The sequence below is a fragment of the Pantoea sp. Fr-CA_6 genome, assembly GCF_024520895.1.
In the GTDB taxonomy this organism is placed as follows: Bacteria; Pseudomonadota; Gammaproteobacteria; order Enterobacterales; family Enterobacteriaceae; genus Pantoea; species Pantoea agglomerans.
Map to the genome: position 1 here is coordinate 234,648 of NZ_JALNPO010000006.1, position 22,935 is coordinate 257,582.

General features: G+C 55.2%; 21 protein-coding genes. 8 read left to right on the plus strand and 13 right to left on the minus strand.

The genetic code is table 11. The features are described 5' to 3' along the window. Positions 1–30 precede the first annotated feature (30 nt). Genes hemW through NR201_RS13390 form a run of 4 tightly spaced genes read right to left on the minus strand, consistent with a single transcriptional unit; the run spans position 31 to position 3,052 of the window. On the minus strand, positions 31–1,170 hold the full coding sequence (gene hemW / locus NR201_RS13375) for a radical SAM family heme chaperone HemW (RefSeq protein WP_010248883.1): 1,140 nt from the start codon (positions 1,168–1,170) through the stop codon (positions 31–33). After that, positions 1,163–1,756: an XTP/dITP diphosphatase gene (locus NR201_RS13380; protein WP_010671072.1), complete on the minus strand. Its 594-nt coding sequence runs from the start codon at positions 1,754–1,756 to the stop codon at positions 1,163–1,165. Before NR201_RS13380 ends, hemW begins: the two co-directional genes overlap by 8 nt. Before the next feature lie 21 nt (positions 1,757–1,777). Continuing rightward, positions 1,778–2,332 (minus strand): YggT family protein, encoded by a 555-nt coding sequence (locus NR201_RS13385; RefSeq protein ID WP_010248879.1) that lies wholly within the window; start codon positions 2,330–2,332, stop codon positions 1,778–1,780. Between the two features lie 12 nt (positions 2,333–2,344). Further along, complete coding sequence (locus NR201_RS13390) at positions 2,345–3,052, minus strand: YggS family pyridoxal phosphate-dependent enzyme (protein WP_256849846.1); 708 nt, start codon at positions 3,050–3,052, stop codon at positions 2,345–2,347. A gap of 14 nt (positions 3,053–3,066) precedes the next feature. Between NR201_RS13390 and NR201_RS13395 the strand changes: the two genes are divergently transcribed. Then, the gene (locus tag NR201_RS13395; RefSeq protein WP_191918858.1) at positions 3,067–4,062 is read left to right on the plus strand and encodes a type IV pilus twitching motility protein PilT; all 996 of its coding nucleotides are present in this window, start codon (positions 3,067–3,069) and stop codon (positions 4,060–4,062) included. A 5-nt stretch (positions 4,063–4,067) separates the two neighbouring features. Here NR201_RS13395 and ruvX read toward each other — a convergent pair whose 3' ends face one another. From ruvX to NR201_RS13425, 6 genes are all read right to left on the minus strand, one after another. Then, complete coding sequence (gene ruvX, locus NR201_RS13400) at positions 4,068–4,487, minus strand: Holliday junction resolvase RuvX (protein WP_003853387.1); 420 nt, start codon at positions 4,485–4,487, stop codon at positions 4,068–4,070. Next, positions 4,487–5,050: a YqgE/AlgH family protein gene (locus NR201_RS13405; RefSeq protein WP_010248870.1), complete on the minus strand. Its 564-nt coding sequence runs from the start codon at positions 5,048–5,050 to the stop codon at positions 4,487–4,489. Before NR201_RS13405 ends, ruvX begins: the two co-directional genes overlap by 1 nt. An 87-nt stretch (positions 5,051–5,137) precedes the next feature. Then, positions 5,138–6,082 (minus strand): glutathione synthase, encoded by a 945-nt coding sequence (gene gshB, locus NR201_RS13410; protein WP_010248868.1) that lies wholly within the window; start codon positions 6,080–6,082, stop codon positions 5,138–5,140. A gap of 106 nt (positions 6,083–6,188) precedes the next feature. After that, positions 6,189–6,920: a 16S rRNA (uracil(1498)-N(3))-methyltransferase gene (gene rsmE / locus NR201_RS13415; RefSeq protein WP_010248866.1), complete on the minus strand. Its 732-nt coding sequence runs from the start codon at positions 6,918–6,920 to the stop codon at positions 6,189–6,191. 70 nt (positions 6,921–6,990) lie between these two features. Continuing rightward, entirely contained in the window at positions 6,991–7,695 is a 705-nt protein-coding gene (endA, locus tag NR201_RS13420; protein ID WP_010671068.1) for a deoxyribonuclease I, read from the minus strand. A gap of 76 nt (positions 7,696–7,771) precedes the next feature. Next, entirely contained in the window at positions 7,772–8,284 is a 513-nt protein-coding gene (locus NR201_RS13425) for a SprT family zinc-dependent metalloprotease (protein WP_010671067.1), read from the minus strand. Between the two features lie 140 nt (positions 8,285–8,424). Here NR201_RS13425 and NR201_RS13430 point away from each other — a divergent pair, with 140 nt between their 5' ends. Together NR201_RS13430 and NR201_RS13435 are read left to right on the plus strand one after the other, a co-directional pair. Further along, positions 8,425–9,573, plus strand: coding sequence for a glycosyltransferase (locus NR201_RS13430; protein ID WP_256849862.1), 1,149 nt, complete (start codon positions 8,425–8,427; stop codon positions 9,571–9,573). Positions 9,574–9,598: 25 nt separating this feature from the next. Then, positions 9,599–10,831, plus strand: coding sequence for an O-antigen ligase (locus NR201_RS13435; protein ID WP_256849847.1), 1,233 nt, complete (start codon positions 9,599–9,601; stop codon positions 10,829–10,831). A gap of 81 nt (positions 10,832–10,912) precedes the next feature. Here the strand turns inward: NR201_RS13435 and NR201_RS13440 are convergent, their stop codons facing one another. Together NR201_RS13440 and metK are read right to left on the minus strand one after the other, a co-directional pair. After that, the gene (locus NR201_RS13440) at positions 10,913–12,310 is read right to left on the minus strand and encodes a sugar porter family MFS transporter (protein ID WP_010248855.1); all 1,398 of its coding nucleotides are present in this window, start codon (positions 12,308–12,310) and stop codon (positions 10,913–10,915) included. A gap of 534 nt (positions 12,311–12,844) precedes the next feature. Continuing rightward, the gene (gene metK, locus NR201_RS13445) at positions 12,845–13,996 is read right to left on the minus strand and encodes a methionine adenosyltransferase (RefSeq protein ID WP_010248851.1); all 1,152 of its coding nucleotides are present in this window, start codon (positions 13,994–13,996) and stop codon (positions 12,845–12,847) included. A gap of 843 nt (positions 13,997–14,839) precedes the next feature. Between metK and speA the strand changes: the two genes are divergently transcribed. From speA to NR201_RS13460, 3 genes are all read left to right on the plus strand, one after another. Next, entirely contained in the window at positions 14,840–16,816 is a 1,977-nt protein-coding gene (gene speA / locus NR201_RS13450; protein WP_010248849.1) for a biosynthetic arginine decarboxylase, read from the plus strand. A gap of 169 nt (positions 16,817–16,985) precedes the next feature. Further along, positions 16,986–17,906, plus strand: coding sequence for an agmatinase (gene speB / locus NR201_RS13455; RefSeq protein WP_010248847.1), 921 nt, complete (start codon positions 16,986–16,988; stop codon positions 17,904–17,906). A gap of 197 nt (positions 17,907–18,103) precedes the next feature. Beyond that, positions 18,104–18,514 (plus strand): YidB family protein, encoded by a 411-nt coding sequence (locus NR201_RS13460; protein ID WP_256849848.1) that lies wholly within the window; start codon positions 18,104–18,106, stop codon positions 18,512–18,514. Positions 18,515–18,569: 55 nt separating this feature from the next. Here NR201_RS13460 and NR201_RS13465 read toward each other — a convergent pair whose 3' ends face one another. Continuing rightward, positions 18,570–19,325: a M48 family metallopeptidase gene (locus NR201_RS13465; RefSeq protein ID WP_010671064.1), complete on the minus strand. Its 756-nt coding sequence runs from the start codon at positions 19,323–19,325 to the stop codon at positions 18,570–18,572. Between the two features lie 271 nt (positions 19,326–19,596). Between NR201_RS13465 and tkt the strand changes: the two genes are divergently transcribed. Beyond that, the gene (tkt, locus tag NR201_RS13470; RefSeq protein ID WP_010248841.1) at positions 19,597–21,591 is read left to right on the plus strand and encodes a transketolase; all 1,995 of its coding nucleotides are present in this window, start codon (positions 19,597–19,599) and stop codon (positions 21,589–21,591) included. A 314-nt stretch (positions 21,592–21,905) separates the two neighbouring features. Beyond that, the gene (epd, locus tag NR201_RS13475; protein WP_256849849.1) at positions 21,906–22,925 is read left to right on the plus strand and encodes an erythrose-4-phosphate dehydrogenase; all 1,020 of its coding nucleotides are present in this window, start codon (positions 21,906–21,908) and stop codon (positions 22,923–22,925) included. Positions 22,926–22,935 lie beyond the last annotated feature (10 nt).

A 22,935-nucleotide genomic window follows, 5' to 3' on the forward strand; every position in this document is an offset into this window, starting at 1 on the left:
GCCTCAGCCTGTCGGGCTGAGGCGCTTTTGTTACTCTTCCGCTAAGAACAGCTCCAGCAGCGAATTCAGGAACAGCTTCCCTTTCTCCGTAATCTGCCACTGCTCCGCGGTTTCAGTCACGTAACCAGCGGCAATCGCGGCATCCATCTGCGGACGGATCACCTGCTCTGATAAACCGGTATAGCGGCTGAACTCGTCACGCGGCGCGGCTTCCAGCAGGCGAAAGCGGTTCATGAAATATTCAAACGGCTTGTCGCTATCGGCAACGTCATACTGCTTTTCGCGGTAGTTCCCCTGCATAAATCCACGCGGATGACGGGTTTTCACCGTGCGGACTATGCGGCCATCCGGTTGCGTCAGCTTACCGTGTGCGCCACACCCAATCCCCAGATAGTCGCCAAAGCGCCAGTAGTTGAGGTTGTGCTCACAGCGATAACCCGGCTTCGCGTAGGCAGAGGTCTCATACTGCTGATAACCGGCAGCCTGCAACAGCTGATCGCCCTGTTCGAAAATATCCCATAGCGCATCATCATCCGGCAGCACCGGCGGGCGTGAGCCAAAAAGGGTGTTGGGTTCAATCGTGAGCTGATACCAGGAGAGATGCGGTGGATTAAGCGCAATCGCCTGACGTAAATCATCGAGCGCCTCTTCCAGCGACTGATCGGGCAGGCCATGCATCAGGTCAAGGTTAAAACTGCGCAGCGAGAGCGACTCGGCCAGTTCAGCGGCGCGGACCGCCTCTTCCGGGCCGTGAATGCGGCCAAGGCGCTGCAGCTTTTGCGGACTGAAACTCTGTACGCCAATCGAAATACGGTTGATACCGGCGCGCTGATAGGCGCTGAACCGGTCCGCTTCCACGGTGCCCGGATTGGCTTCCATGGTCACTTCCGCATCGGGCGAGAGCGTCAGACGCTCCCGCACACCATCCATCAGCATCTGCATCGCGCTGCTGCTCAGCAGGCTGGGCGTGCCGCCACCGATGAAGATCGTGCGCACTTCCCGGCCATTGATCAGCGGTAAATCGATCTCCAGATCGCGCAACAGGTGCTGCACGTATTCAACGTGCGGCACCTCATCTTTCAGCGCGTGGGAATTAAAATCACAGTAGGGACATTTCTGTACGCACCACGGAATGTGGATATAGAGACTTAACGGCGGCAGATTAGGCATTACGCATCGCTTCCAGCAACAGCGTCAATGCTTTACCCCGGTGAGAAACTGCACCTTTCTCCGCTTTACTTAGTTCGGCCGCGGTTTTACCCAGTGCCGGGACAAAGAAAATCGGGTCGTAACCAAAACCACCGGCACCAGCGGCGGCGCGGGTGATCTCACCCTGCCAGCTGCCATGGAACACCAGCGGGGTCGGATCTTCCGCATGACGCAGATAGACCAGCACGCAGTGAAATTGTGCCTGGCGCTGACCGTCCGGCACGTTTTCCAGCGCCTGCAGCAGCTTCTCCAGGTTCTGTTGATCGCTGGCCTCTTCACCGGCGTAGCGCGCCGAGTAGATGCCGGGCGCGCCGCCCAGCGCATCTACGGCCAGGCCGGAATCATCGGCAATAGCCGGTAATCCGGTGATCTGTGCCGCGTGACGCGCCTTGAGAATCGCGTTCTCAATAAAGGTCAGGCCGGTCTCTTCCGCCGATTCAACCCCAAGGTCGGTCTGTGCGACGATATCCAGACCAAAGGCGGAGAGTAACTCCGCCAGCTCACGCACTTTGCCGGGATTGCCGGTTGCGAGGACAACTTTTTGCATAACAGTTCCAGTTTGATTCATTTACAGCAGATACCAGAGACCCGGGAACAGGTCCATGCCGAGAAAGTTCAGGGCATACAGCACCAGGATGACGATCATCGCTGAGAAGTCGATGCCGCCCATCGCAGGCAGAATACGGCGAACAGGTGCCATCATCGGCTCGGTTAACTGCACCAGCAGATAGTCGACAGGACCCCGGCCCTGGCTGATCCAGCTCATCAGGGAGCGAATAATAATCACCCAGAAGACCAGATAGCCGGCGGATTTAACCAGCGACAGCAGGCCGACCAGCAGATTGGTTGGGTCGACTGAGAAGACGCCCACCTGAATCAGCAATAAAATCGGGTATTTCAGCGTAGTCAGCACAAATGCCAGCAGCAGCGAGGCGGTATCTATCGGTCCCAGTGCCGGCAGTATACGGCGCAGCGGCTTAACAATCGGCTGTGTCACTTTTACGACAAACTGCGCCACTGGATTGTAAAAATCGCAGCGGGACCACTGCATCCAGATGCGTAACAGCAGCACCATGACGTAGAGATCGATCAGCGTTTTTACTAAAAACGTCAGTGTTAACATGAAGTTCCTCTGTTATTGTTGTGAGTTGTGCGCATAATCTCGTGCGCCAAAAATGGCGGTGCCGATACGCACCATCGTACTGCCTGCGGCGATTGCCGCCTCCATGTCATCGCTCATTCCCAGCGAAAGCGTGTCTGCATGCGGATAGTGCTGTTGCAGCTGCCGGAAGGCTTCCGCCATCTGCTGACACACCGTCAGCTGCCGCGCGTAATCACTCTCTGCTGCCGGAATCGCCATTAATCCGCGCAGCCGCAGTTGCGGCAGGGCAGCGATCTGCTCCGCCAGCCCGGAAACGGCCTCCAGCATGATGCCAGATTTGCTGTTCTCGTCACTGATATTTACCTGAATTAACACATTCAGCGGTGGCAGCGAAGCAGGCCGCTGATCGTTGAGCCGCTGCGCGATGCGCTGGCGGTCAATGGTGTGACACCAGGCGAAATGTTCCGCCACCAGACGGCTTTTATTGGACTGCAGCGGGCCGATGAAGTGCCACTCCAGCTCAGGATGTGCGGCCAGTGCCTGGACCTTTTCAACCCCTTCCTGAACGTAATTTTCACCAAAGGCAATCTGGCCAGCGGCAAAGGCTTCTTCGACCGCGCTCGCAGGTTTGGTTTTACTGACTGCAAGCAGGGTAATTTCTTCTGGTGCGCGGCCGCAACTCGCGGCAGCAGCAGCGATTCGCTGCCGCACTTGCTGTAGGTTCTGCTGGATTGAGGTCATAGTCAGGAGAAATTATGAATCTGGATGAAATGGTGGGGCTTAGTGTAAAGCATAATGCCGCCGATCTGCACCTTTGCAGCGGACATTTGCCCTACTGGCGGCAGCAGGGAAGGCTGGAGGTGATGCCGCAGCAGTGCCCGCTTTCTGGTGCATGGATGGCGCAGTTTATGGCCCGCTGGCTAAGTGACCCGCAGCGTCAGGAGCTGGAGCGCGCAGGGCAGCTCGATTTCGCCCTGAGCCTGGCCGATGGTCAGCGTCTGCGCGCCAATCTCTTTATGCAGCGCAACGGCCTGTCACTGGCACTGCGCATCATCGCCACGGCATGCCCGACGCTTGCGAGCCTGCAACTGCCCGCCATTGTCCCGACGCTGCTGGAGCAGCAGGATGGGCTGATTCTGGTGACGGGTGCGACCGGCAGCGGTAAATCAACCACGCTGGCGGCGCTGGTCGATGCGCTGAACCGCCAGCAGGCGCGGCATATCATCACGCTGGAAGATCCGATTGAATTTATCCATCACAGCCAGCAGTCGCTGATACAGCAGCGTGAAATCGGCCCGCACTGCGGTTCGTTCTCGCTGGGAGTAAAGGCAGCACTGCGTGAAGATCCCGACGTCATCCTGCTGGGCGAACTGCGCGACAGCGACACTATTCGTCAGGCGCTGACTGCTGCGGAGACCGGCCATCTGGTGCTGGCGACGCTGCACACCCGTGGCGCAGCGCAGGCGGTGGATCGGCTGGTTGATGTCTTTCCGGCAGAGGAGAAACAGCTGGTGCGTACTCAGCTGGCGGGCAGCCTGAAAGCGGTAATTGCACAGCGGCTGGTGCCATCAGTTGCCGGTTCGCGCATCGGACTGTTTGAGGTACTGATCGCCACACCGGGCATCACCAATCTGATCAGAGAAGGCAAGATGCACCAGATCCCTGCGCTGTTACAAACCGGCGCACAGGCCGGTATGCAGACGTTTGAGCAGAGCAGGCTGGCGCGTCAGGCTGCCGGACTGATTGAGTGAGGATGTCAGTAATGGTTTTCGAACCAGTCCTGCAAAATGATGGCAGCAGACTGTGAGTCGACCGATCCTTTATTGAGCGCACGATAGCCGCCGCGTTCAAACAGGCCAGCACGCGCTTCTACCGTGCTGAGTCGTTCATCCTGCAGCTCCACGCGGATGCCAAAGCGCCCGTGCAGGCGGTTGGCAAATTTACGTGCGCGATCGGTCAGCGGCTGCTCGGTGCCATCCATATTCAGCGGTAATCCCACCACCACAAAATCGGGCTGCCACTCTTTCAGCAGTTTTTCAATTACCAGCCAGTCCGGGATGCCATCCTGCGCTTTCAGGGCGGTCAGCGGACGGGCGCTGCCAGTGAGTTGCTGACCTACAGCGACACCAATACTTTTGGTGCCGAAGTCGAATCCTAACAGAGTTTGAGTTGACATCAGGCGTGTCCGGCGTCGCTGGCCATGTTGTGAATATCGACGCCAATACTGCGCGCCGCTTCGCGCCAGCGCTCTGAAATCGGCGTCTGGAACAGGATGTTGCTGTTAGCGGGCGTGGTCAGCCAGGCATTTTCCATCAGCTCATTCTCCAGCTGATCTTTTTCCCAGGCGCAGTAACCCAGCGCTACCAGCACGTTAGTGGGCTGAGACGCCGTACCGATCGACTCCAGCACGTCACGGGACGTGGTGATAATTGTGTTATCGGAAACACGAATACTGGAGGTAAAGGTGCGTTGCGCGGAGTGCAGGATAAAGCCACGATCTTCCGCCAGCGGACCGCCGGTAAACACCGGTTTATCCAGCTTGATCGCCGGATCGCGATCGTCAGCAGAGATTTTAAGCTTCTTCAGAATGCCTTCAACCGTCAGGTTTTCCATGGGTTTATTGATGATCAGTCCCATTGCACCCTCTTCGTTATGTTCGCAGAGATAGACTACGGAACGTTTGAAGAAAGGATCCTGCAATGAAGGCATGGCAATCAAAAAGTGATGTTGTAAATTCATTCTCACACGATGTACCAAAAAAATAACCGGCACGCGACGGCCGCACCGGTATTGGGTTGATCACGGAGCTTCGCCCCGGCGTCATGCTCAGCCCAGGCGCTTCTCAATGGCATCCATCAACATGCCGGTGATGGAGATCGGGAACGCAGCCTCAATTTCACGAATGCAGGTTGGGCTGGTCACGTTAACTTCAGTCAGTTTATCACCGATGATGTCCAGACCGACAAAAATCAGCCCTTTTGCTTTCAGCGTCGGACCAACACGGCGCGCGATTTCCCAGTCGCTTTCACTCAGCGGACGCGCTTCACCGCGACCACCGGCGGCGAGGTTGCCACGCGTTTCACCGCCCTGCGGAATACGCGCCAGGCAGTAAGGCACCGGCTCGCCATCGACGACCAGCACGCGTTTGTCGCCTTCGGTGATCGCCGCTATGTAGTTCTGCGCCATGCAGAAACGGCTCTCATGCTCGGTCAGCGTTTCGGTAATCACGCCAAAGTTAGGATCATCTTTCTTCACGCGGAAAATCGACGCACCACCCATGCCATCCAGCGGCTTCATGATGATGTCGCCATGCTCCTGCCAGAAAGCGCGCAGTTGCGCTTTGCTGCGGGTCACCAGAGTGTCAGGCGTAAACTCGGCAAACCAGGCAGTGTAGAGCTTTTCGTTACAGTCACGCAGGCTCTGCGGTTTGTTCACGATCAGCGTACCCAGCTCTTCAGCGCGCTCCAGAATGTAGGTCGCATAGATGAACTCGGTATCGAATGGCGGATCTTTGCGCATCAGCACCACATTCAGGTCAGCCAGCGGGATCACCTGCTCGCTGCCGAACTGATACCAGTTCTCAGGGTTCTGCTCGACGGTCAGCAGGCGGGTGCGGGCCGAGGCCACGCCACCGCGCAGTGAGAGATCGTGCATCTCCATGTAGTGAATTTCATAACCACGGCGCTGTGCTTCCAGCAGCATAGCGAAGCTGGAGTCTTTTTTAATATTGATGGACGAAATAGGGTCCATCACGATGCCAAGTTTAATCATTATTATCTCCTCGGTGAGGCGGCATTTACCGCCTCGTCTGGTTCGGTCTGCAGTGGGCCGATCGGTCAGGACATCATGCCTGCTCTCTTTCCGCTGAAAGTATCGCTTAACCCAGGTCGCCAAACCTCACCTGAAGTGCCGTAATGGCCGTCAGCGCGGTAGTTTCGGTACGCAATACCCGTGGGCCAAGCAGAATGTCAGTAAAATCGTGCTGCGCCGTCATCGCAATCTCGTCCGCAGACAAACCGCCTTCAGGGCCAATCAGCAACCTTACCCGCTCAACAGGCTGGGGCAGCGTGTTGATGCTGTGGCTGGCGCGCGGATGCAGATTAAGCTTCAGTCCGCTATCTGCTTCTGCACACCAGGCTTCCAGCGTCATCGCTTCACGAATCTCCGGCACGCGATTACGGCCGCACTGCTCGCAGGCGGCAATAGCAATTTTCTGCCACTGCTGGATCTTCTTCGCCAGACGCTCAGCATCAAGCTTTACGCCACAGCGCTCGGAAAACAAGGGTGTAATGACATTCACGCCCAGTTCGATCGATTTCTGGATAGTGAATTCCATTTTTTCACCGCGCGACATCACCTGACCTAAATGCAGATGTAATGGTGACTCGCGATCGTCCGGCTGGCTCTCTGTGACCGATACTTTTACACGCTTTTTATCTACATGCGTGATCTCTGCTGCAAAAGTCAGATTAGTGCCATCAAAGAGTTCCAGACGCTGACCTGCCGTCATCCGGAGCACCCGGCCCACATGATTGGATGCATCTTCATCCAGGGTAATTTCACTGCCGATGCTTAATGGCCCGGCGTGATAGATGCGAGGTATACGCATAAGGTTCCTGAGACCGGACGCCGCGCTGCAGCGGCGTCATTGGAAAAAGAGCTAGTGTAGGGCAGGGATTTTAGCGCTGGCAAGCCTGCTGCACATAAGGATTGTGATTGCCCTGAACCTTTGCAATGCGCTGGTCGCGTTCGCACTCCCATTTTGTCACGGGATAGAGCTTGTTCCAGGCGGTAAACAGCTGCGTCTGCTGGCGCGAAATACGCAGATGATACTGGTCGCGCATATAGAAATAGGTGCGGGCAATGGCACCACGCGCCCGCGCAGGTGGCTCCGCCTGTTTGAGTTTAAAGTCGATCTTCATCTCACACTGGCCGTACTGCTGCTCGCTGCCGTTCCATTGACTGTAGGCGAAGTTGCCACGGTCGCCATTCACTTCACCCACCGCAGGCTGCAGGTTGTGCAGGTCGGTTTCGATGCGGCGGTAGTCGGGATCTTTGCTGCAGTTTTTACGACCGCCATCCTGCCAGCACTGGCGCTGATGACCAAACTCCCAGGCCGGCATCACATGTTCCCACTCAATGCGTGCGGCGCGATTGGCGTTTTTGCGCACCTGATAGCCACAGCTGTTGAGATCGGGAATCCCCTTTTTTCCCTGCCACTGAATCTTACAGCCACAGTAAAAAGAACCCGGCGCATCGGCGTTGATCGCCGCCGCAAAGGTTTTGGCCTGCTGAAAGTTATTTTGATGATAGTTATTCAGGTTAAGGGCGTCAGCGGCGGGCGCAAACAGCAGCGCAACCGCCAGACTTAGTATGCGAGACATATTCCAGATTTCTACTCAGTACGAAAAAGGGCGGCAGGGTAACAGAATGTGGAATAGGGCGGAATGGGGATTCTTCTCAGGACGCGACAAATTCACCCGCGATCAGCAGGCTGCCACAGTGCACGCAGCGATATTCACTCTCTTTGCGCAGTATACGATTGTGGCGGCGCACGGTCAGCTGATGCTGCTGGCACTGACAGCGGTAAGCAAAGGTGTTGCTGCGCACGGATGCGATCTCAAACTGGTGAGTACGCCGTGCCGGAACGCCCAGCACCTGCTCCATCATCCACTTCCACTCTTTGCCGTGCGGCGCAACGCGACCAAATTGCTTCCAGACCAGCAGATGCGCCAGCTCATGCGGCACTACTTCATCGATAAATGCCTGCTGGTTTTCCAGCAGCAGCACAGGATTGATGCGAATTTCCCAGGACGCCAGCCAGGCGGTGCCCGCCGCCGTACCACGCTGCTGGTAGAGCAGCTTCGGTTCCGGATAACGGGTTTTCAGCGCCTGATTCGCACGTTCAAGCGACTGGCGCAGCGAGCGCATTACGGCCTGCTGCAGGGCAATGGGGAGACGAGGCGTTTTCATGGCGCTCAGAATAATCGCCGCCGCGCAGGAACTCAACGTCGCCAGCGACAAGTGTGGTTCTGGCTGGGGAAAATTTCTGGTTTAAATATTGTTATGGGCTTTTTTAGAATATTCTATTAATGAGATTCACCGCAGAGTGGATGGATGAAAAGCGAACGGCACAGGGCATGGATAAACCAATGAAAAATAATGATAACGTCAGGAAACAACGGATTGTGCTGGTGACGGATCTGATGGCCGGTCGTGGTGGGATGGAAAATGTGACCGCTCAGTTGATCACGGCCCTGAATGCGGAACCCGGTACCGAAGCAGGGCTGTTTATTATCAACAGCGGAGAGGAGAGCCACTCCCGCGCCTGGACCGCCAATGCTGTTCTGGCTGAGAGCGTCTGCACGCTGCGGAATAAGAAAATAAAAAATCTTATTCATACGCTGAGAATGGCCGCCTTCTTTCGTCGTTATCAGCCCGATCATGTCCTGACCCTCAACACCATTCCCTGCCTGATGACGCGCCGGGCAATCACGCTTTCAGGACGTAAAATCGTATTGTCGAGCTGGATGCACCTGCCTCCGCGTGAACGTTATCGTCCCCATTATCTGTTGCGGGCCGATCACCATTTTGCGATCAGTAATCAGATTAAAGAGCAGCTGGTGGAACTGGGCGCACGCGCCACTGACGTTGACGTGATCTATAACCCGATCAAACGCAATGACACGGTAATCGGCAGACCCCAGGCGCTGAAGTTTCTCTATATTGGTCGCGTCCATTATCAGCGGCAGAAACAGCTTAAAGATCTGTTTGATGCCCTGCAGCAGCTGGATGCGCCCTGGACGCTGGAGATAGTGGGTGACGGGGAAGATCTGACGCAATGTCAGCACTACGTGACGCAACTCGGCATCCAGGATCGCATCACCTGGCATGGCTGGCAGGAGAATGCCTGGGAGTATGTCATCCGCCATATCAGACAGGTCACCTGCCTGGTCATGACCTCTAACTTCGAAGGCTTCCCGCTGATCCTGCTGGAGGCGATGTCGCGCGGCGTCTACTGTGTTTCATCCGACTGCATCAGCGGCCCGGCGGAAATTATTCAGAACGGTATTAATGGTCAGCTCTATCCCACCCATGACAGCATGGCGCTGGCCGCGATTCTCAACGCTATGAGCGGGGATTTCCACTTCCCCGATCATCAGGCTATTAAAGCGAGCATCACCGGTTTTTATGAGGAAAATTATATGAAGCACCTGATGAGTGTGTTTAACCGCCTTACTGAGGTTAAGCATGACGAATAAAATCAGTCGCAATGGATTAACGTTAATGGTTAATTTTTCAGTTATTGCGCTCTGCCTGGCGCTGTCACTGAATATGTTTGTTACCGGCCTGCCGCAAAAAATATTTTATCTGGTCTCTTATCTCTCTATCGCGTCCGTGCTGTATGGCCTGGTGCGCAGGCGGGTGGACTTTAAAGAGAACGGTTTTTATATCGCCCTGTTTGCTGTGCTGATTATCTTTGCCCTGATTCGACTGTTCTGGGCGATTCACGTGAAGGGGATCGAAACCGCGCCCTCAGGCGATGCCATCACTAATATGGGCAACTATCTGCTGGGCGCGAAGCGGCTGTTGATGGGTGCCTTTGTGCTGCTCAGTCTGGCTGTTTATGGGGATCGTGTCTCCCTGACTACGCTACGCGTCGGAAAAGGGCTCATCCTTCTTGGCCTGCTGATTACGCTGGGCTTTGGTATCCACGAGCATCTCTACACTGAGAATATCCGCATCAAGCTCACCACCGAAGCCGCCTCCATGTCTTCTTACATGATTCTGTTTATCTACTGTGCCTGGCTGTGGCTTAGCCGCTATGAGACGCACGCTTACTGGAAGGTGGCCGATATCACTGTGCTGGCAGTGACCTTTGCCTTGCTCTACCTGTGCGGCACCCGTGTGACCCTGATTGCGCTGATTGCCGTGGGGCTACTGTTCCTGGTGCAGACCTACCGGCTGTCGCTGCTGACCAACTGGCGGATTAGCGCTCTGCTGGTGGGCGTAATGGCGGTGCTGATTCTGATGACCAGCAACCGCTGGGTAGAGGGAGTGCAGGATATTGAGAACTTTGGTTCAAACAGTTCGACCTCGCTGGGCGCACGTGTCGCCATCTGGGGCGGGGCGGTCAACTTTATTGAGCACCATGGCGGTTTTGCGACGCCGGATGCGCGCACCACTGAGGCGCGTCAGTTCATCACTGCGCACTATCCTCTCAATGTTGAAGGCTTCACCAACGTTAAATACAACATGCACAACGAGTTCCTCGAGGTGACGTCATTGCAGGGCTGGCTGGGTACGGCGTCGCTGGCGCTGCTCTATCTGACTGTGCTGGCGGGCTGGCTGAAGAAGTGTGACCTGCGCGGCGTGGCGCTGCCGATGGTGGCACTGTTTACCACCGGACTGACCGATTCGGTGCTGCCCTATAATCAGACCGCGACCATTTTCATTATGGCGCTGGCGCTCTGCTGCATACGGCGGCCCCTGCCGGTAATGCGGGTAACCACAGCGTAGTGGGGCGTTGAACAAATAAAAACGGCGGGGTTTCCAGAGAAACCCCGCCGTTTTTTTTACCGCGTTTTTTACCGGGTAAAGTTAGTCGCGTGAACCGATGTCGCGCAGTTTTTTACCTGCCATCAGGTTACGTTCGATGTGTTCCAGCGAGACGTTTTTGGTCTCAGGGATCAGCATCACCGTCAGCAGAATGAAGAACAGGTTAAGCAGTGCGTAGACCCAGAAGGTGTTCGCATTGCCCAGCGTATTCAGCATCGTCAGGAAGGTCGCACCCACGATCATGTTCGCGATCCAGTTGGTGGTGGTGGAGACAGTGATACCGAAATCGCGGCCTTTCAGCGGCTGAATTTCGGAACAGAGTACCCAGATCAACGGACCGGCTGACATCGCAAAACCGATGATGAACATCAGCAGCATACCTACCGCAAAGTACTGCGCGCCCGGCGAGTGAATGCCGAAGTGCAGCATCGTACCCAGAACGCCCATACCGGCTGCCATCACCATAAAGCCCAGAATCAGGGTAGGTTTACGACCCCAGCGATCCACCAGGCCAATGGCAATAAAGGTCGCCAGTACGTTAACCAGACCCACAATCACCGTGCCCCACATCTGCTGGGTGGTGTTGGTGAAGCCCGCGATTTCAAAGATTTTTGGCGCGTAGTACATGATGACGTTCATGCCGGTAAACTGCTGCATCACCTGCAGCAGGATGCCGAGATAGACCGCACGACGGAAGTGGCTGCTGCTGGTGAACAGACCCCAGCCAGACTGTTTGATCTTCAGGCTTTCACGGATCTCTTCCAGCTCACGTTTTGCCTGCTCGCTGGTGTCACGCAGACGATCCAGTACGCGTTGTGCATCGCGGAAGTTGCCTCGCGCCGCCAGCCAGCGTGGGCTGTTTGGCAGGAAGAAAACGCCGACCAGCAGCAACAGTGCCGGAATAGTGATGATGCCCAGCATCCAGCGCCAGTTGCCGGTAAAGCTAAACGCCGTATCGGACAGGTAAGCGCCAAGAATACCGATGGTGATCATCAGCTGATAAAGCGAAATCATACTGCCGCGAATTTTTTCCGGAGCGATCTCAGAAAGATAAAGCGGGGCAGTATAAGAGGCGATACCGACTGCCAGGCCCAGCAGAACGCGGGCGCTGATCAGCATTTCCGGGTTTGGCGACATCGCCGACCAGAGTGAACCGATAACGAACAGAATCGCACCGGCCATCAGGCTTTTTTTACGGCCCAGGCGGGATGACATCCAGCCGCTGCCGATAGCACCGACCGCCGCACCAAACATCATGGAACTGACGATCCACTCCTGCTGATGAGGGGTGACGTTAAAGTCCTTTGCGATAAACGGCAGAGCACCGGCGATAACGCCGATATCCAGACCGAACAGCAGACCCGCAAGGGCCGCCAGAAAGCAGACAAATAAGGTCATCGCCTTATTTGAAGTTCTGCTTTTGTGTGTATTGCCAGGCATTTTAGCCTCCAGGTTTATCCATCATTGTTTTTATCAATGTTAAAAAACCTTTTGCGGGAAAAAAGTGAGCCTGATCACATCAGTGTAATCGCTTACACACGCTGAAACCCTGAAATTCAGCATATTTTTCCCGGAAAGATTAATTAACCAGTGAGGTATAGCACTCATTAAGTTTCTGACAATGCTCTATTTACTGGCTATCAGACGACGCTGAAAATAACGCATTTTCAGCAGAATAACTACGTGCGTTAATTCTTAAATATCGGATAAACAAAGCATTTCAATTTGTAATCGTTAACATTTAGTCGTCAGAAAAAGCGAAAAGAAGTGTAGCTGAGAACTGAAAATTTGCTGTAGAGAGAAGAAGATGTCGGGCAGATGCGTTTTTTTGTCGTCACGCGCTCACCAGAAATTGCGCTGGCCTGTTCGTTCAGAAGGGTAGCGGGAGCAAAATTGCTCCGGTTAGCAATGGGGCTGAAAAGGCAATAAAAAACCCTGCCGCAGTGGCAGGGTTTTTATCAGCAGCCGGTAACCTTACAGGCCAGCCGCTTCACGCAGCAGGGCAGCTTTGTCGGTTTTTTCCCATGGGAAATGTTCACGACCAAAGTGGCCGTAAGCTGCGGTCTCTTTATAGATTGGGTGCAGCAGATCCAGCATCTGGATCAGACCATATGGACGCAGGTCGAAGAACTCGCGCACCAGCAGCGTCAGCTGTTCGGTAGAGATTTTCTCTGTGCCGAAGGTTTCCACCATGATAGAAGTGGGTTCAGCCACGCCGATAGCGTAGGAGACCTGGATTTCACAACGGTCAGCCAGACCGGCCGCTACGATGTTTTTCGCCACGTAACGTGCCGCATAGGCTGCAGAGCGGTCAACTTTAGATGGATCTTTACCCGAGAACGCACCGCCACCATGACGCGCCATGCCGCCGTAGGTGTCTACGATGATTTTACGACCGGTCAGACCGCAATCGCCCATCGGGCCGCCGATCACAAAGCGACCGGTTGGGTTGATGTGATATTTGGTCGAGGCGCTCAGCCACTCTGCAGGCAGAACCGGCTTGATGATCTCTTCCATCACCGCTTCCTGCAGATCTTTCTGGCTGATAGATTCAGCGTGCTGAGTAGAGAGCACAACTGCATCGATGCCCACGATTTTGCCATCGTCATACTGGAAAGTGACCTGGCTCTTGGCATCCGGGCGCAGCCACGGCAGGGTGCCGTTTTTACGCACTTCAGCCTGACGCTGTACCAGACGGTGCGCATAGGTCACCGGCGCAGGCATCAGCACGTCTGTTTCGTTAGTGGCATAGCCGAACATCAGGCCCTGGTCGCCCGCGCCCTGTTCCAGCGGATCGGTACGGTCAACGCCCTGATTGATATCCTGAGACTGTTTACCAATCGCGCTTAATACCGCGCAGGAGTTGGCGTCAAAGCCCATATCGGAATGGACATAGCCGATTTCACGTACGGTTTTACGGGTGATCTCTTCGATATCAACCCAGGCGCTGGTGGTGATTTCACCGCCAACCAGCACCATACCGGTTTTAACGTAGGTTTCGCAGGCCACGCGCGCTTTAGGATCCTGTTCAAGGATCGCATCCAGCACAGCATCGGAGATCTGGTCGGCGATTTTATCGGGATGTCCTTCTGATACAGACTCGGACGTAAAAAGGTGTTTAGCCATTCTGTTCTTTACCTTAAATATGGTTTGAGTACGACTGCATAGCGCCAGTGAGGTGGTCTGACCTGACGCCCCTTCAGGCAAAGCCGCGAGCAGTGAGGTTGTGTCAGCACAGCAGGCCAACACCGCCTGGATAGTAACCTGTTTAGATGGAAAACCATCTGGACGGCTATTTTAGGATAGAGGGTAAACCAATTACCAGCCCTTTTTCTGTTTCAGCCTTTAACCTGTCTCTGTTATCGGCATAATTTGCTGACGCTACACGCAATTCCCCGATAATATTTTTGCATTTTAGGGCGGTAAACTGTATAAAACGCCGCTGCTTTGATAGCAGCAGCAAGGATGACGCCACTGTTTGCGTCGCGCCTGTCAGACTCTGGTCTGGCTTTCACCCAGGTTGTTTTCCATGTGCCCCTGGCATATGCGGAGGTGATACAAGTAATGAACCACGCTTTTTCTTCTTCCGGTTCTCTGCGCTGCGGCGCTGCGCTGGCTCTCTCCTGCCTCCCATCTGTTTCTCTTTCCTGTCGACGCGATGTCCGATGCGGTAATTTTACCGACACAGGCGCAGGCTAATCTTTATCTCTGCTCGATCGGTTTTGTTTCTTCTCTGCGCTCGCGCAGCGGAACGACGCAGGTTATCCATGGTCAATACAGATCAGTTAAATGTTCTCTGTTTAAACGGAGATGGCCCGGGTGTTTTACACTTAACTCTCATGCGTGAATCGCGCTGACGGCAACGTCAGGTGAACAGGACATTGCGTTTAATGTGGCAACAGGTTTTCAGATTAGCGGCCATAAAGCCGGTTAACAGTTTCATCTTTCAACGGAAAATTGAGGTTCGCGATGTCTGACGACATGAAGAATATCAAAGGTTCGTCAGCTGGCGAACAGGGTACACTCCGCTCCATGCAGGAGGTGGCAATGAACGATCAGGATGCGAGCAAAATGTTGCGTACGTACAACATCGCCTGGTGGGGCAACAACTATTACGACGTTAACGAACTGGGCCACATCAGTGTCTGCCCCGATCCGGATCGTCCTGACGTGCGCGTCGATTTAGCTCGTCTGGTCAAAGAGCGCGAAGCGCAGGGCCAGCGTCTGCCTGCTTTATTCTGCTTCCCGCAGATCCTGCAACACCGTCTGCGTTCCATTAACGCCGCCTTTAAACGTGCGCGTGAATCCTACGGTTACAAAGGCGACTACTTCCTGGTTTACCCGATCAAAGTTAACCAGCACAAACGCGTGATTGAGTCACTGATCCACTCCGGCGAACCGCTGGGACTGGAAGCGGGCTCAAAAGCCGAGCTGATGGCGGTGCTGGCGCACGCCGGTCAGACCCGTTCGGTGATCGTCTGTAACGGCTATAAAGATCGCGAATATATTCGTCTGGCACTGATCGGCGAGAAGATGGGCCATAAGGTCTATCTGGTGCTGGAGAAGATGACCGAAGTGCGGCTGGTGCTGGAAGAAGCAGAGCGTCTGAATGTGGTGCCGCGTCTTGGTATCCGTGCGCGTCTGGCTTCGCAGGGCTCCGGTAAATGGCAGTCGAGCGGCGGCGAAAAGTCGAAGTTTGGCCTGTCAGCCACCCAGGTGCTGAAACTGGTTGAGATCATGCGTGAAGCGGGTCGCATCGACAGCCTGCAGCTGCTGCATTTCCATCTGGGCTCGCAGATGTCCAACATCCGCGACATCGCTACCGGCGTGCGTGAGTCGGCGCGCTTCTATGTCGAACTGGCCAAGCTGGGCGTCAACATCAAGTGTTTCGACGTCGGCGGCGGTCTGGGCGTCGATTACGAAGGAACGCGCTCGCAGTCTGACTGCTCGGTCAACTACGGCCTGAATGAGTACGCCAACAACGTGATCTGGGCGATTGGTGCTGCCTGTGATGAGCACGGTCTGGAGCATCCGACGGTGATCACCGAGTCGGGCCGTGCGGTAACCGCGCACCACACGGTGCTGGTCTCCAACATCATTGGGGTGGAGCGCAACGAGTTCAGCGAACCTGAAACGCCGGATGCGGATGCGCCGCGCCCGATCCTCAGCATGTGGGAAACCTGGCAGGAGATGCACGAGCCAAGTACCCGCCGTTCGCTGCGTGAATGGCTGCATGACAGCCAGATGGATCTGTTTGATATCCATACCGGCTACTCGTCAGGCACCTACGATCTCAAGCAGCGTTCATGGGCTGAGCAGCTCTATCTGAGCATCTGCCACTATATTCAGCAGCATCTCGATCCGAGCAACCGTGCACACCGTCCAATCATCGACGAACTGCAGGAGCGGATGGCGGATAAGATTTACGTTAACTTCTCGCTGTTCCAGTCAATGCCGGATGCGTGGGGTATCGATCAGCTGTTCCCGGTACTGCCGCTGGAAGGGCTGAACAAGAAGCCGGAGCGCCGTGCCGTGCTGCTCGACATCACCTGTGACTCCGATGGCACCATCGATCACTACGTGGATGGCGACGGTATCGCGACGACCATGCCGATGCCGGAATATGACCTTGATAACCCGCCAATGCTAGGCTTCTTTATGGTGGGCGCTTATCAGGAAATTCTGGGCAACATGCATAACCTGTTTGGTGACACCGAAGCGGTGGATGTCTACGCACGCGAAAATGGCGATGTGGAAGTGCAGCTCTCCGATGAAGGCGACACCGTGGCGGACATGCTGCGTTACGTGCAGCTTGATCCTAACGAGCTGATGGCGCTGTTCCGCAATCAGGTTCAGGCATCCGATCTCGACGAAGAGCTGCGCGCGCAGTTCCTGGAAGAGTTCGAGAGCGGCCTCTACGGCTATACCTATTTAGAAGATGAATAATCGATCCTGGCGACCGGTAATCGCATATTGCAGTTGCCGTTAACTATGTCGATAATCTGACTTACTCAATCCCTTCCTCGTCGGGCCTAACGACGCGGAGGGGATTTTTTTCATCTCAACCTTAATGGTTTGCGGGCTGGCCCGACTTACGCACATAGAGAGAGCAATTATGTATAACACGCTTGGCAATCAGTACGACAACTCCCTGGTTTCTAACGCCTTTGGTTTCATGCGTTTTCCGCTGAATTTTCAGCCTTACGACAGCGACGCCGAGTGGGTTATCACCGGCGTGCCGTTTGATGCCGCGACCTCGGGTCGTCCGGGCAGCCGCCTGGGTCCTGGTGCGATTCGCCAGATCTCCACCAATCTGGCCTGGGAAGGCTGCCGCTGGCCGTGGGATTTCGATCTGCGTCAGCGTCTGAACGTCGTCGATTGCGGCGATCTGGTTTACGCCTTCGGTGATTCGCAGGATCTCTCCGACAAATTGCAGGCCCATGCTGAAAAACTGCTGGCCAATGGCAAGCGCATGATGACCTTTGGCGGCGACCACTACGTCACACTGCCACTGCTGCGTGCCCATGCAAAACACTTCGGCAAGATGGCGCTGGTGCACTTTGATGCGCATACCGACACCTACTCCAACGGCCCGACCTTTGACCACGGCACCATGTTCTTTACCGCGCCGAAAGAGGGTCTGATCGATCCGCAGCACTCAGTGCAGATTGGTATCCGTACCGAATTCGACAAGAGCCTGGGCTTCAACGTGCTGGATGCGGCGCAGGTCAATGACCGCAGCGTTGACGATATTCTCGCCGAAGTAAAACGCACCGTCGGCGATCTGCCGGTCTATCTGACCTTCGATATTGACTGTCTGGATCCGGCGCATGCGCCTGGCACCGGCACGCCGGTGATTGGCGGCCTGACCACCGATAAAGCGACCAAGCTGATCCGTGGCCTGCAGGGCATGAACATTGTCGGCATGGATCTGGTGGAAGTCGCACCGGGTTACGATCATGCTGATCTGACGGCACTGGCAGCGGCTACGCTGGCGCTGGATATGCTGCATGTTCAGGCTGTAAACAAAGGCTGATGCCTGCTGCCTGCCGGCTTCAGTCCGGCAGGCGCTGAACGCGGCGTCCTGTCCATCGGGCGGACGCCGCTGCTGTGATCTTCCTCTCTTTGCCATGATCCGATCGATTCCCTTCTGACCCCGACGGGTAACCGTCAGGCGCGAACCCCTATCTGCAACTAAACTTACAGCGTAAAAATGACGTAGTGGAGATAATCATGGGCTTTCTTGATGAACTGGCTGGCGCACTGGATGGCAACCAGAGTGAAGGGCATCCGCCGGGACAGTTACAGGCTGTCTGGCATTGGGTGCAGGAGCAGGGCGGTATTGAAGTGCTGCTGCAAAAATTCCAGCAGGGCGGGCTGGGTGAGGTGTTTGGTTCCTGGATCGGCACCGGCGATAACCATCCGGTTGGCCACAGTGAGATTCAGTCTGCTTTTGGTCAGGATCAACTGCAGTCACTGGCCGACAAACTCGGCACCGATGTGAAAGGAGCATCGGGTACGCTGGCCGCGCTATTGCCGCAGCTGATTGATAAAATGTCGCCGCAGGGACACATGGATGAACAGGCGCTGCATGACAATAAGCTGGATCTGGGCTCGATGGTGGATCAGATATTTAAGCGCTAGCGGACTTCGCACGGCTAAGCGCGCATGCCGGGTGCATGCGCGCTCAGCGGCGGGATTACTTGCCGTCGGCAGCAATTCGCTCACGAATATGCGCGGCGCGCGCTTCAGAGGCGGGATGCGAGTCAAACATCGAACTCTGACGTCCCTGTTCCATCTTCGCCAGCTTTTCAAAGCTGGTGGCCAGGCCCATTGGATCGATATTGCGCTTCTTCATCAGGTCGTAGGAGTAGTCATCCGCCTGTGATTCCTGCGTCTGGGAGAACTGCGCATTCACCAGTTTTTCACCCATTTCACCCAGCTGCGACTGCGACAGTGAACCAATCACGCCGCCAACCGAGGCGGCTGCAGTGCGGGCCGCGGTTGTGGCATATGCCAGTTGCATCGCCTTGCGCGTATGACCTAACGCGACGTGGCCCATCTCATGACCCAGTACGCCTTCCACTTCATTGTCAGTCATCATATCCATCAGACCGCTGTAAACACGAATACAGCCGTTTGCCATCGCCCAGGCGTTGACATCTTTGGTCTGATAAACCTTGTAGTTAGCCGGTACGCCGTTGATGTTATCGCCCAGCGCCGCGGCGATCTTGTTCAGACGCTGCTGATAATCACTGTTAGCAGGCGCAATCTGATTATCTTTGTCCATCTGCTCACAGGATTTATCGCTCAGCTGCTTTACCTGATCGTCGCTGAGGGTATAAGCCTGATACGCCTGCGCGCCCGACTGCATCAGCGCATTGTTGTCTAAACCCTGACAGCCACTGAGCAGCGTGGTCAGTCCAAGCGCTAACACCATTTTTTTGATTTTCATGCTGTATCCCATTCATAACAAGGTAAGAAAAACAAACACCTGAAACTCAGACAGGTGAATAAACGATTTGGTTATAGCGTGCCAGTCTGCACTTTGCTAGCAGATATGGCTGGAAAAGCCATACGAAGCGGCTGCATTTAGCGTTTTACAGCATGTACTTTTGCCCCGTTTCTCATGTACATTGATGGGCAACTTTTTCCTTGTTTTGCCCGGTAACTCATTAATAACAATAAGTTAAGGTGCGAAGCATTAATCCGACCTGGAGTAGAAAATGCCCTCTCGTAAAGAGCTTGCCAACGCCATTCGTGCGTTAAGTATGGATGCAGTACAGAAAGCGAAATCGGGACATCCGGGTGCCCCAATGGGCATGGCGGACATCGCTGAAGTACTCTGGCGCGGCTACCTGAACCACAACCCAACCAACCCGCTGTGGGCGGACCGCGACCGTTTCGTGCTCTCTAACGGTCACGGCTCAATGCTGATCTATAGCCTGTTGCACCTGACCGGCTACGATCTGCCCCTGAGCGAACTGGAAAACTTCCGTCAGCTGCACTCAAAAACTCCAGGTCACCCGGAATATGGCTACACCGTGGGCGTTGAAACCACTACCGGTCCGCTGGGGCAGGGCATCGCTAACGCAGTCGGTTTTGCCATTGCTGAGCGCACGCTGGCAGCACAGTTCAACCGTCCGGGTCATGACATCGTAGACCACAACACCTATGTCTTCATGGGTGATGGCTGCATGATGGAAGGTATCTCGCACGAAGTCTGCTCACTGGCCGGTACCCTGAAGCTGGGCAAACTGGTGGCGTTTTATGATGACAACGGTATCTCTATCGATGGTCACATTGATGGCTGGTTCACCGACGACACCGCTAAGCGCTTTGAAGCTTATGGCTGGCACGTGGTGCGCGGCGTCGATGGTCACGATGCGGATGCGATTGCGAAAGCGATCGAGGAAGCGAAAAGCGTCAGCGACAAGCCTTCACTGCTGATGTGCAAAACCGTTATCGGTTTTGGTTCACCGAACAAAGCCGGTACCCATGATTCACACGGCGCACCGCTGGGTGATGATGAAGTGGCACTGACCCGCAAACAGCTGGGCTGGACCCACGCGCCGTTCGTAATTCCTTCTGATATCTACGCTGAGTGGGACGCGAAAGAAGCGGGCCAGGCGAAAGAGTCTGCATGGAATGAGAAATTCGCCGCTTACGCACAGGCTCATCCTGAACTGGCTGCCGAGTTTAAACGCCGCGTCAGCAACGAACTGCCAGCTAACTGGCAGGAAGAGTCGCAGAAGTTCGTTGAGCAGCTGCAGGCGAACCCGGCGAAGATCGCCAGCCGTAAAGCCTCACAGAATGCTATTGAAGCTTTCGGTAAAATTCTGCCGGAATACCTGGGCGGCTCAGCCGATCTGGCACCCAGCAACCTGACAATCTGGTCTGGCTCTAAGCCGATTAACGAAGATGCTGCGGGTAACTACATCCACTACGGCGTGCGTGAGTTCGGTATGACCGCAATCGCCAATGGCCTGGCGCTGCATGGCGGCTTCCTGCCTTACACCGCGACCTTCCTGATGTTTGTTGAATATGCGCGTAACGCAGCGCGTATGGCGGCACTGATGAAGATCCGTCAGATCATGGTCTACACCCACGACTCTATCGGTCTGGGCGAAGATGGCCCGACGCACCAGCCGGTTGAACAGATGGCGAGCCTGCGCACCACGCCAAACATGAGCCTGTGGCGTCCATGTGACCAGGTTGAATCCGCGGTGGCGTGGAAATATGCCATTGAGCGTAAAGATGGCCCGACTGCGCTGATCTTCTCCCGTCAGAACCTGGCGCAGCAGGATCGTGACACGGCACAGCTGGCTAACGTAGCGCGCGGCGGTTACGTGCTGAAAGATTGCGATGGCACGCCTGAGCTGATCCTGATCGCCACCGGTTCCGAAGTTGAACTGGCTGTCGGTGCCTGGGACAAACTCACCAGCGAAGGCCGCAAAGTGCGCGTGGTCTCTATGCCATCAACGGATGCCTTCGACAAGCAGAGTGATGAGTACCGTGAATCCGTGCTGCCAAAAGCGGTCAGCGCACGCGTCGCAATCGAAGCGGGCATCGCTGATTACTGGTTCAAATACACCGGCCTGAACGGCGCTATCGTGGGCATGACCAGCTTCGGCGAATCTGCACCTGCCGATCAGCTGTTCGAACTGTTTGGCTTTACCGTCGACAACGTCGTCGCGAAAGCGAAAGCGCTGCTGGCGTAAAACCGGTCAGGCGGGCCTGTTCCCGCCCGACTGTAAAAAAAGAGGGACGAAATTTTCGTCCCCTTTTATTTTTTATTCCTGCAGTAATAACCGCCTCTTGCCTTAATTTGTGACGCAGATCCAAATTTAAGCAGCCAGATTGATCACAATCATTCCTGTTATTCCTTCCTTCTATTATTGTAGCTGAACCGTTTCAGTCGCCAGGCAAATCGCCCTGGTTTCGGACAATGCCGGGTAAGAATCTCCTGTACAAAATGCAGTGAAACGCTCAGGCTAACGGCACGTTTTTTTCAGTCTGACGTGGCAGGAGAGAAATGACGGTACGGATAGCGATAAATGGTTTTGGCCGGATTGGACGCAACGTCCTGCGCGCGCTGTATGAAACGGGCCGACGTGCAGAGATCACCGTGGTCGCGATTAACGAGCTGGCAGAAGCCACCGGTATGGCGCATCTGCTGAAATACGATACCAGCCATGGCCGTTTTGCTTTCGATGTCCGCCAGGAGCGCGATGTAATGTGGGTGGGTGGCGATACCCTGCGCATTTTGCACCGTGCAGCCATTGCCGATCTGCCGTGGCGTGAACTCGACGTGGATGTGGTGCTGGACTGCACCGGCATCTATGGCTCACGCGCTGATGGCGAAGCGCATCTTCAGGCTGGCGCCAAAAAAGTGCTGTTCTCTCATCCCGGCGGAAACGATCTCGACGCCACAGTGGTGTATGGCGTTAACCAGCAGTTACTCACCGCCAGTGACCGCATCGTCTCCAACGCTTCCTGTACCACTAACTGCATTATCCCGGTGATTAAACTGCTGGATGATGCGTTTGGTATCGAATCCGGCACCGTCACCACGATCCACTCGGCGATGCACGATCAGCAGGTGATCGACGCCTATCACAGCGATCTGCGCCGTACGCGTGCAGCCAGTCAGTCGATCATCCCGGTGGACACTCGCCTGGCGGCAGGCATTACCCGTATTTTTCCGAAATTCAACGATCGCTTCGAGGCGATAGCCGTTCGCGTTCCGACGATTAACGTGACGGCCATTGATCTCAGCGTTTCTGTGCATCAGGCGGTGACGGCGTGTGAAGTTAACACCCTGTTGCGAAGCGCGGCAGAAGGGACATTTCGTGGTATAGTTGACTATACGGAATTACCGTTAGTCTCAGTAGATTTTAACCATGATCCGCACAGTGCCATTGTGGACGGAACACAAACGCGGGTCAGCGGTCAACACCTTATCAAGACCCTGGTCTGGTGTGACAACGAATGGGGCTTTGCTAACCGAATGCTCGACACGACGTTAGCGATGGCCGCAAGCGGTTTCAGGTAAGACGCGGTAT

Coding starts and splice junctions, on each gene's coding strand:
- NR201_RS13430 (WP_256849862.1), top strand. CDS start 8,425: ATGGATGAAAAGCGAACGGCACAGGGCATGGATAAACCAATGAAAAAT.
- gshB (WP_010248868.1), bottom strand. CDS start 6,082: ATGATTAAACTTGGCATCGTGATGGACCCTATTTCGTCCATCAATATT.
- metK (WP_010248851.1), bottom strand. CDS start 13,996: ATGGCTAAACACCTTTTTACGTCCGAGTCTGTATCAGAAGGACATCCC.
- epd (WP_256849849.1), top strand. CDS start 21,906: ATGACGGTACGGATAGCGATAAATGGTTTTGGCCGGATTGGACGCAAC.
- NR201_RS13405 (WP_010248870.1), bottom strand. CDS start 5,050: ATGAATTTACAACATCACTTTTTGATTGCCATGCCTTCATTGCAGGAT.
- rsmE (WP_010248866.1), bottom strand. CDS start 6,920: ATGCGTATACCTCGCATCTATCACGCCGGGCCATTAAGCATCGGCAGT.
- speA (WP_010248849.1), top strand. CDS start 14,840: ATGTCTGACGACATGAAGAATATCAAAGGTTCGTCAGCTGGCGAACAG.
- endA (WP_010671068.1), bottom strand. CDS start 7,695: ATGTCTCGCATACTAAGTCTGGCGGTTGCGCTGCTGTTTGCGCCCGCC.
- tkt (WP_010248841.1), top strand. CDS start 19,597: ATGCCCTCTCGTAAAGAGCTTGCCAACGCCATTCGTGCGTTAAGTATG.
- NR201_RS13385 (WP_010248879.1), bottom strand. CDS start 2,332: ATGTTAACACTGACGTTTTTAGTAAAAACGCTGATCGATCTCTACGTC.
- NR201_RS13390 (WP_256849846.1), bottom strand. CDS start 3,052: ATGACCTCAATCCAGCAGAACCTACAGCAAGTGCGGCAGCGAATCGCT.
- ruvX (WP_003853387.1), bottom strand. CDS start 4,487: ATGTCAACTCAAACTCTGTTAGGATTCGACTTCGGCACCAAAAGTATT.
- NR201_RS13460 (WP_256849848.1), top strand. CDS start 18,104: ATGGGCTTTCTTGATGAACTGGCTGGCGCACTGGATGGCAACCAGAGT.
- NR201_RS13425 (WP_010671067.1), bottom strand. CDS start 8,284: ATGAAAACGCCTCGTCTCCCCATTGCCCTGCAGCAGGCCGTAATGCGC.
- NR201_RS13435 (WP_256849847.1), top strand. CDS start 9,599: ATGGTTAATTTTTCAGTTATTGCGCTCTGCCTGGCGCTGTCACTGAAT.
- NR201_RS13395 (WP_191918858.1), top strand. CDS start 3,067: ATGAATCTGGATGAAATGGTGGGGCTTAGTGTAAAGCATAATGCCGCC.
- NR201_RS13380 (WP_010671072.1), bottom strand. CDS start 1,756: ATGCAAAAAGTTGTCCTCGCAACCGGCAATCCCGGCAAAGTGCGTGAG.
- NR201_RS13465 (WP_010671064.1), bottom strand. CDS start 19,325: ATGAAAATCAAAAAAATGGTGTTAGCGCTTGGACTGACCACGCTGCTC.
- NR201_RS13440 (WP_010248855.1), bottom strand. CDS start 12,310: ATGCCTGGCAATACACACAAAAGCAGAACTTCAAATAAGGCGATGACC.
- hemW (WP_010248883.1), bottom strand. CDS start 1,170: ATGCCTAATCTGCCGCCGTTAAGTCTCTATATCCACATTCCGTGGTGC.
- speB (WP_010248847.1), top strand. CDS start 16,986: ATGTATAACACGCTTGGCAATCAGTACGACAACTCCCTGGTTTCTAAC.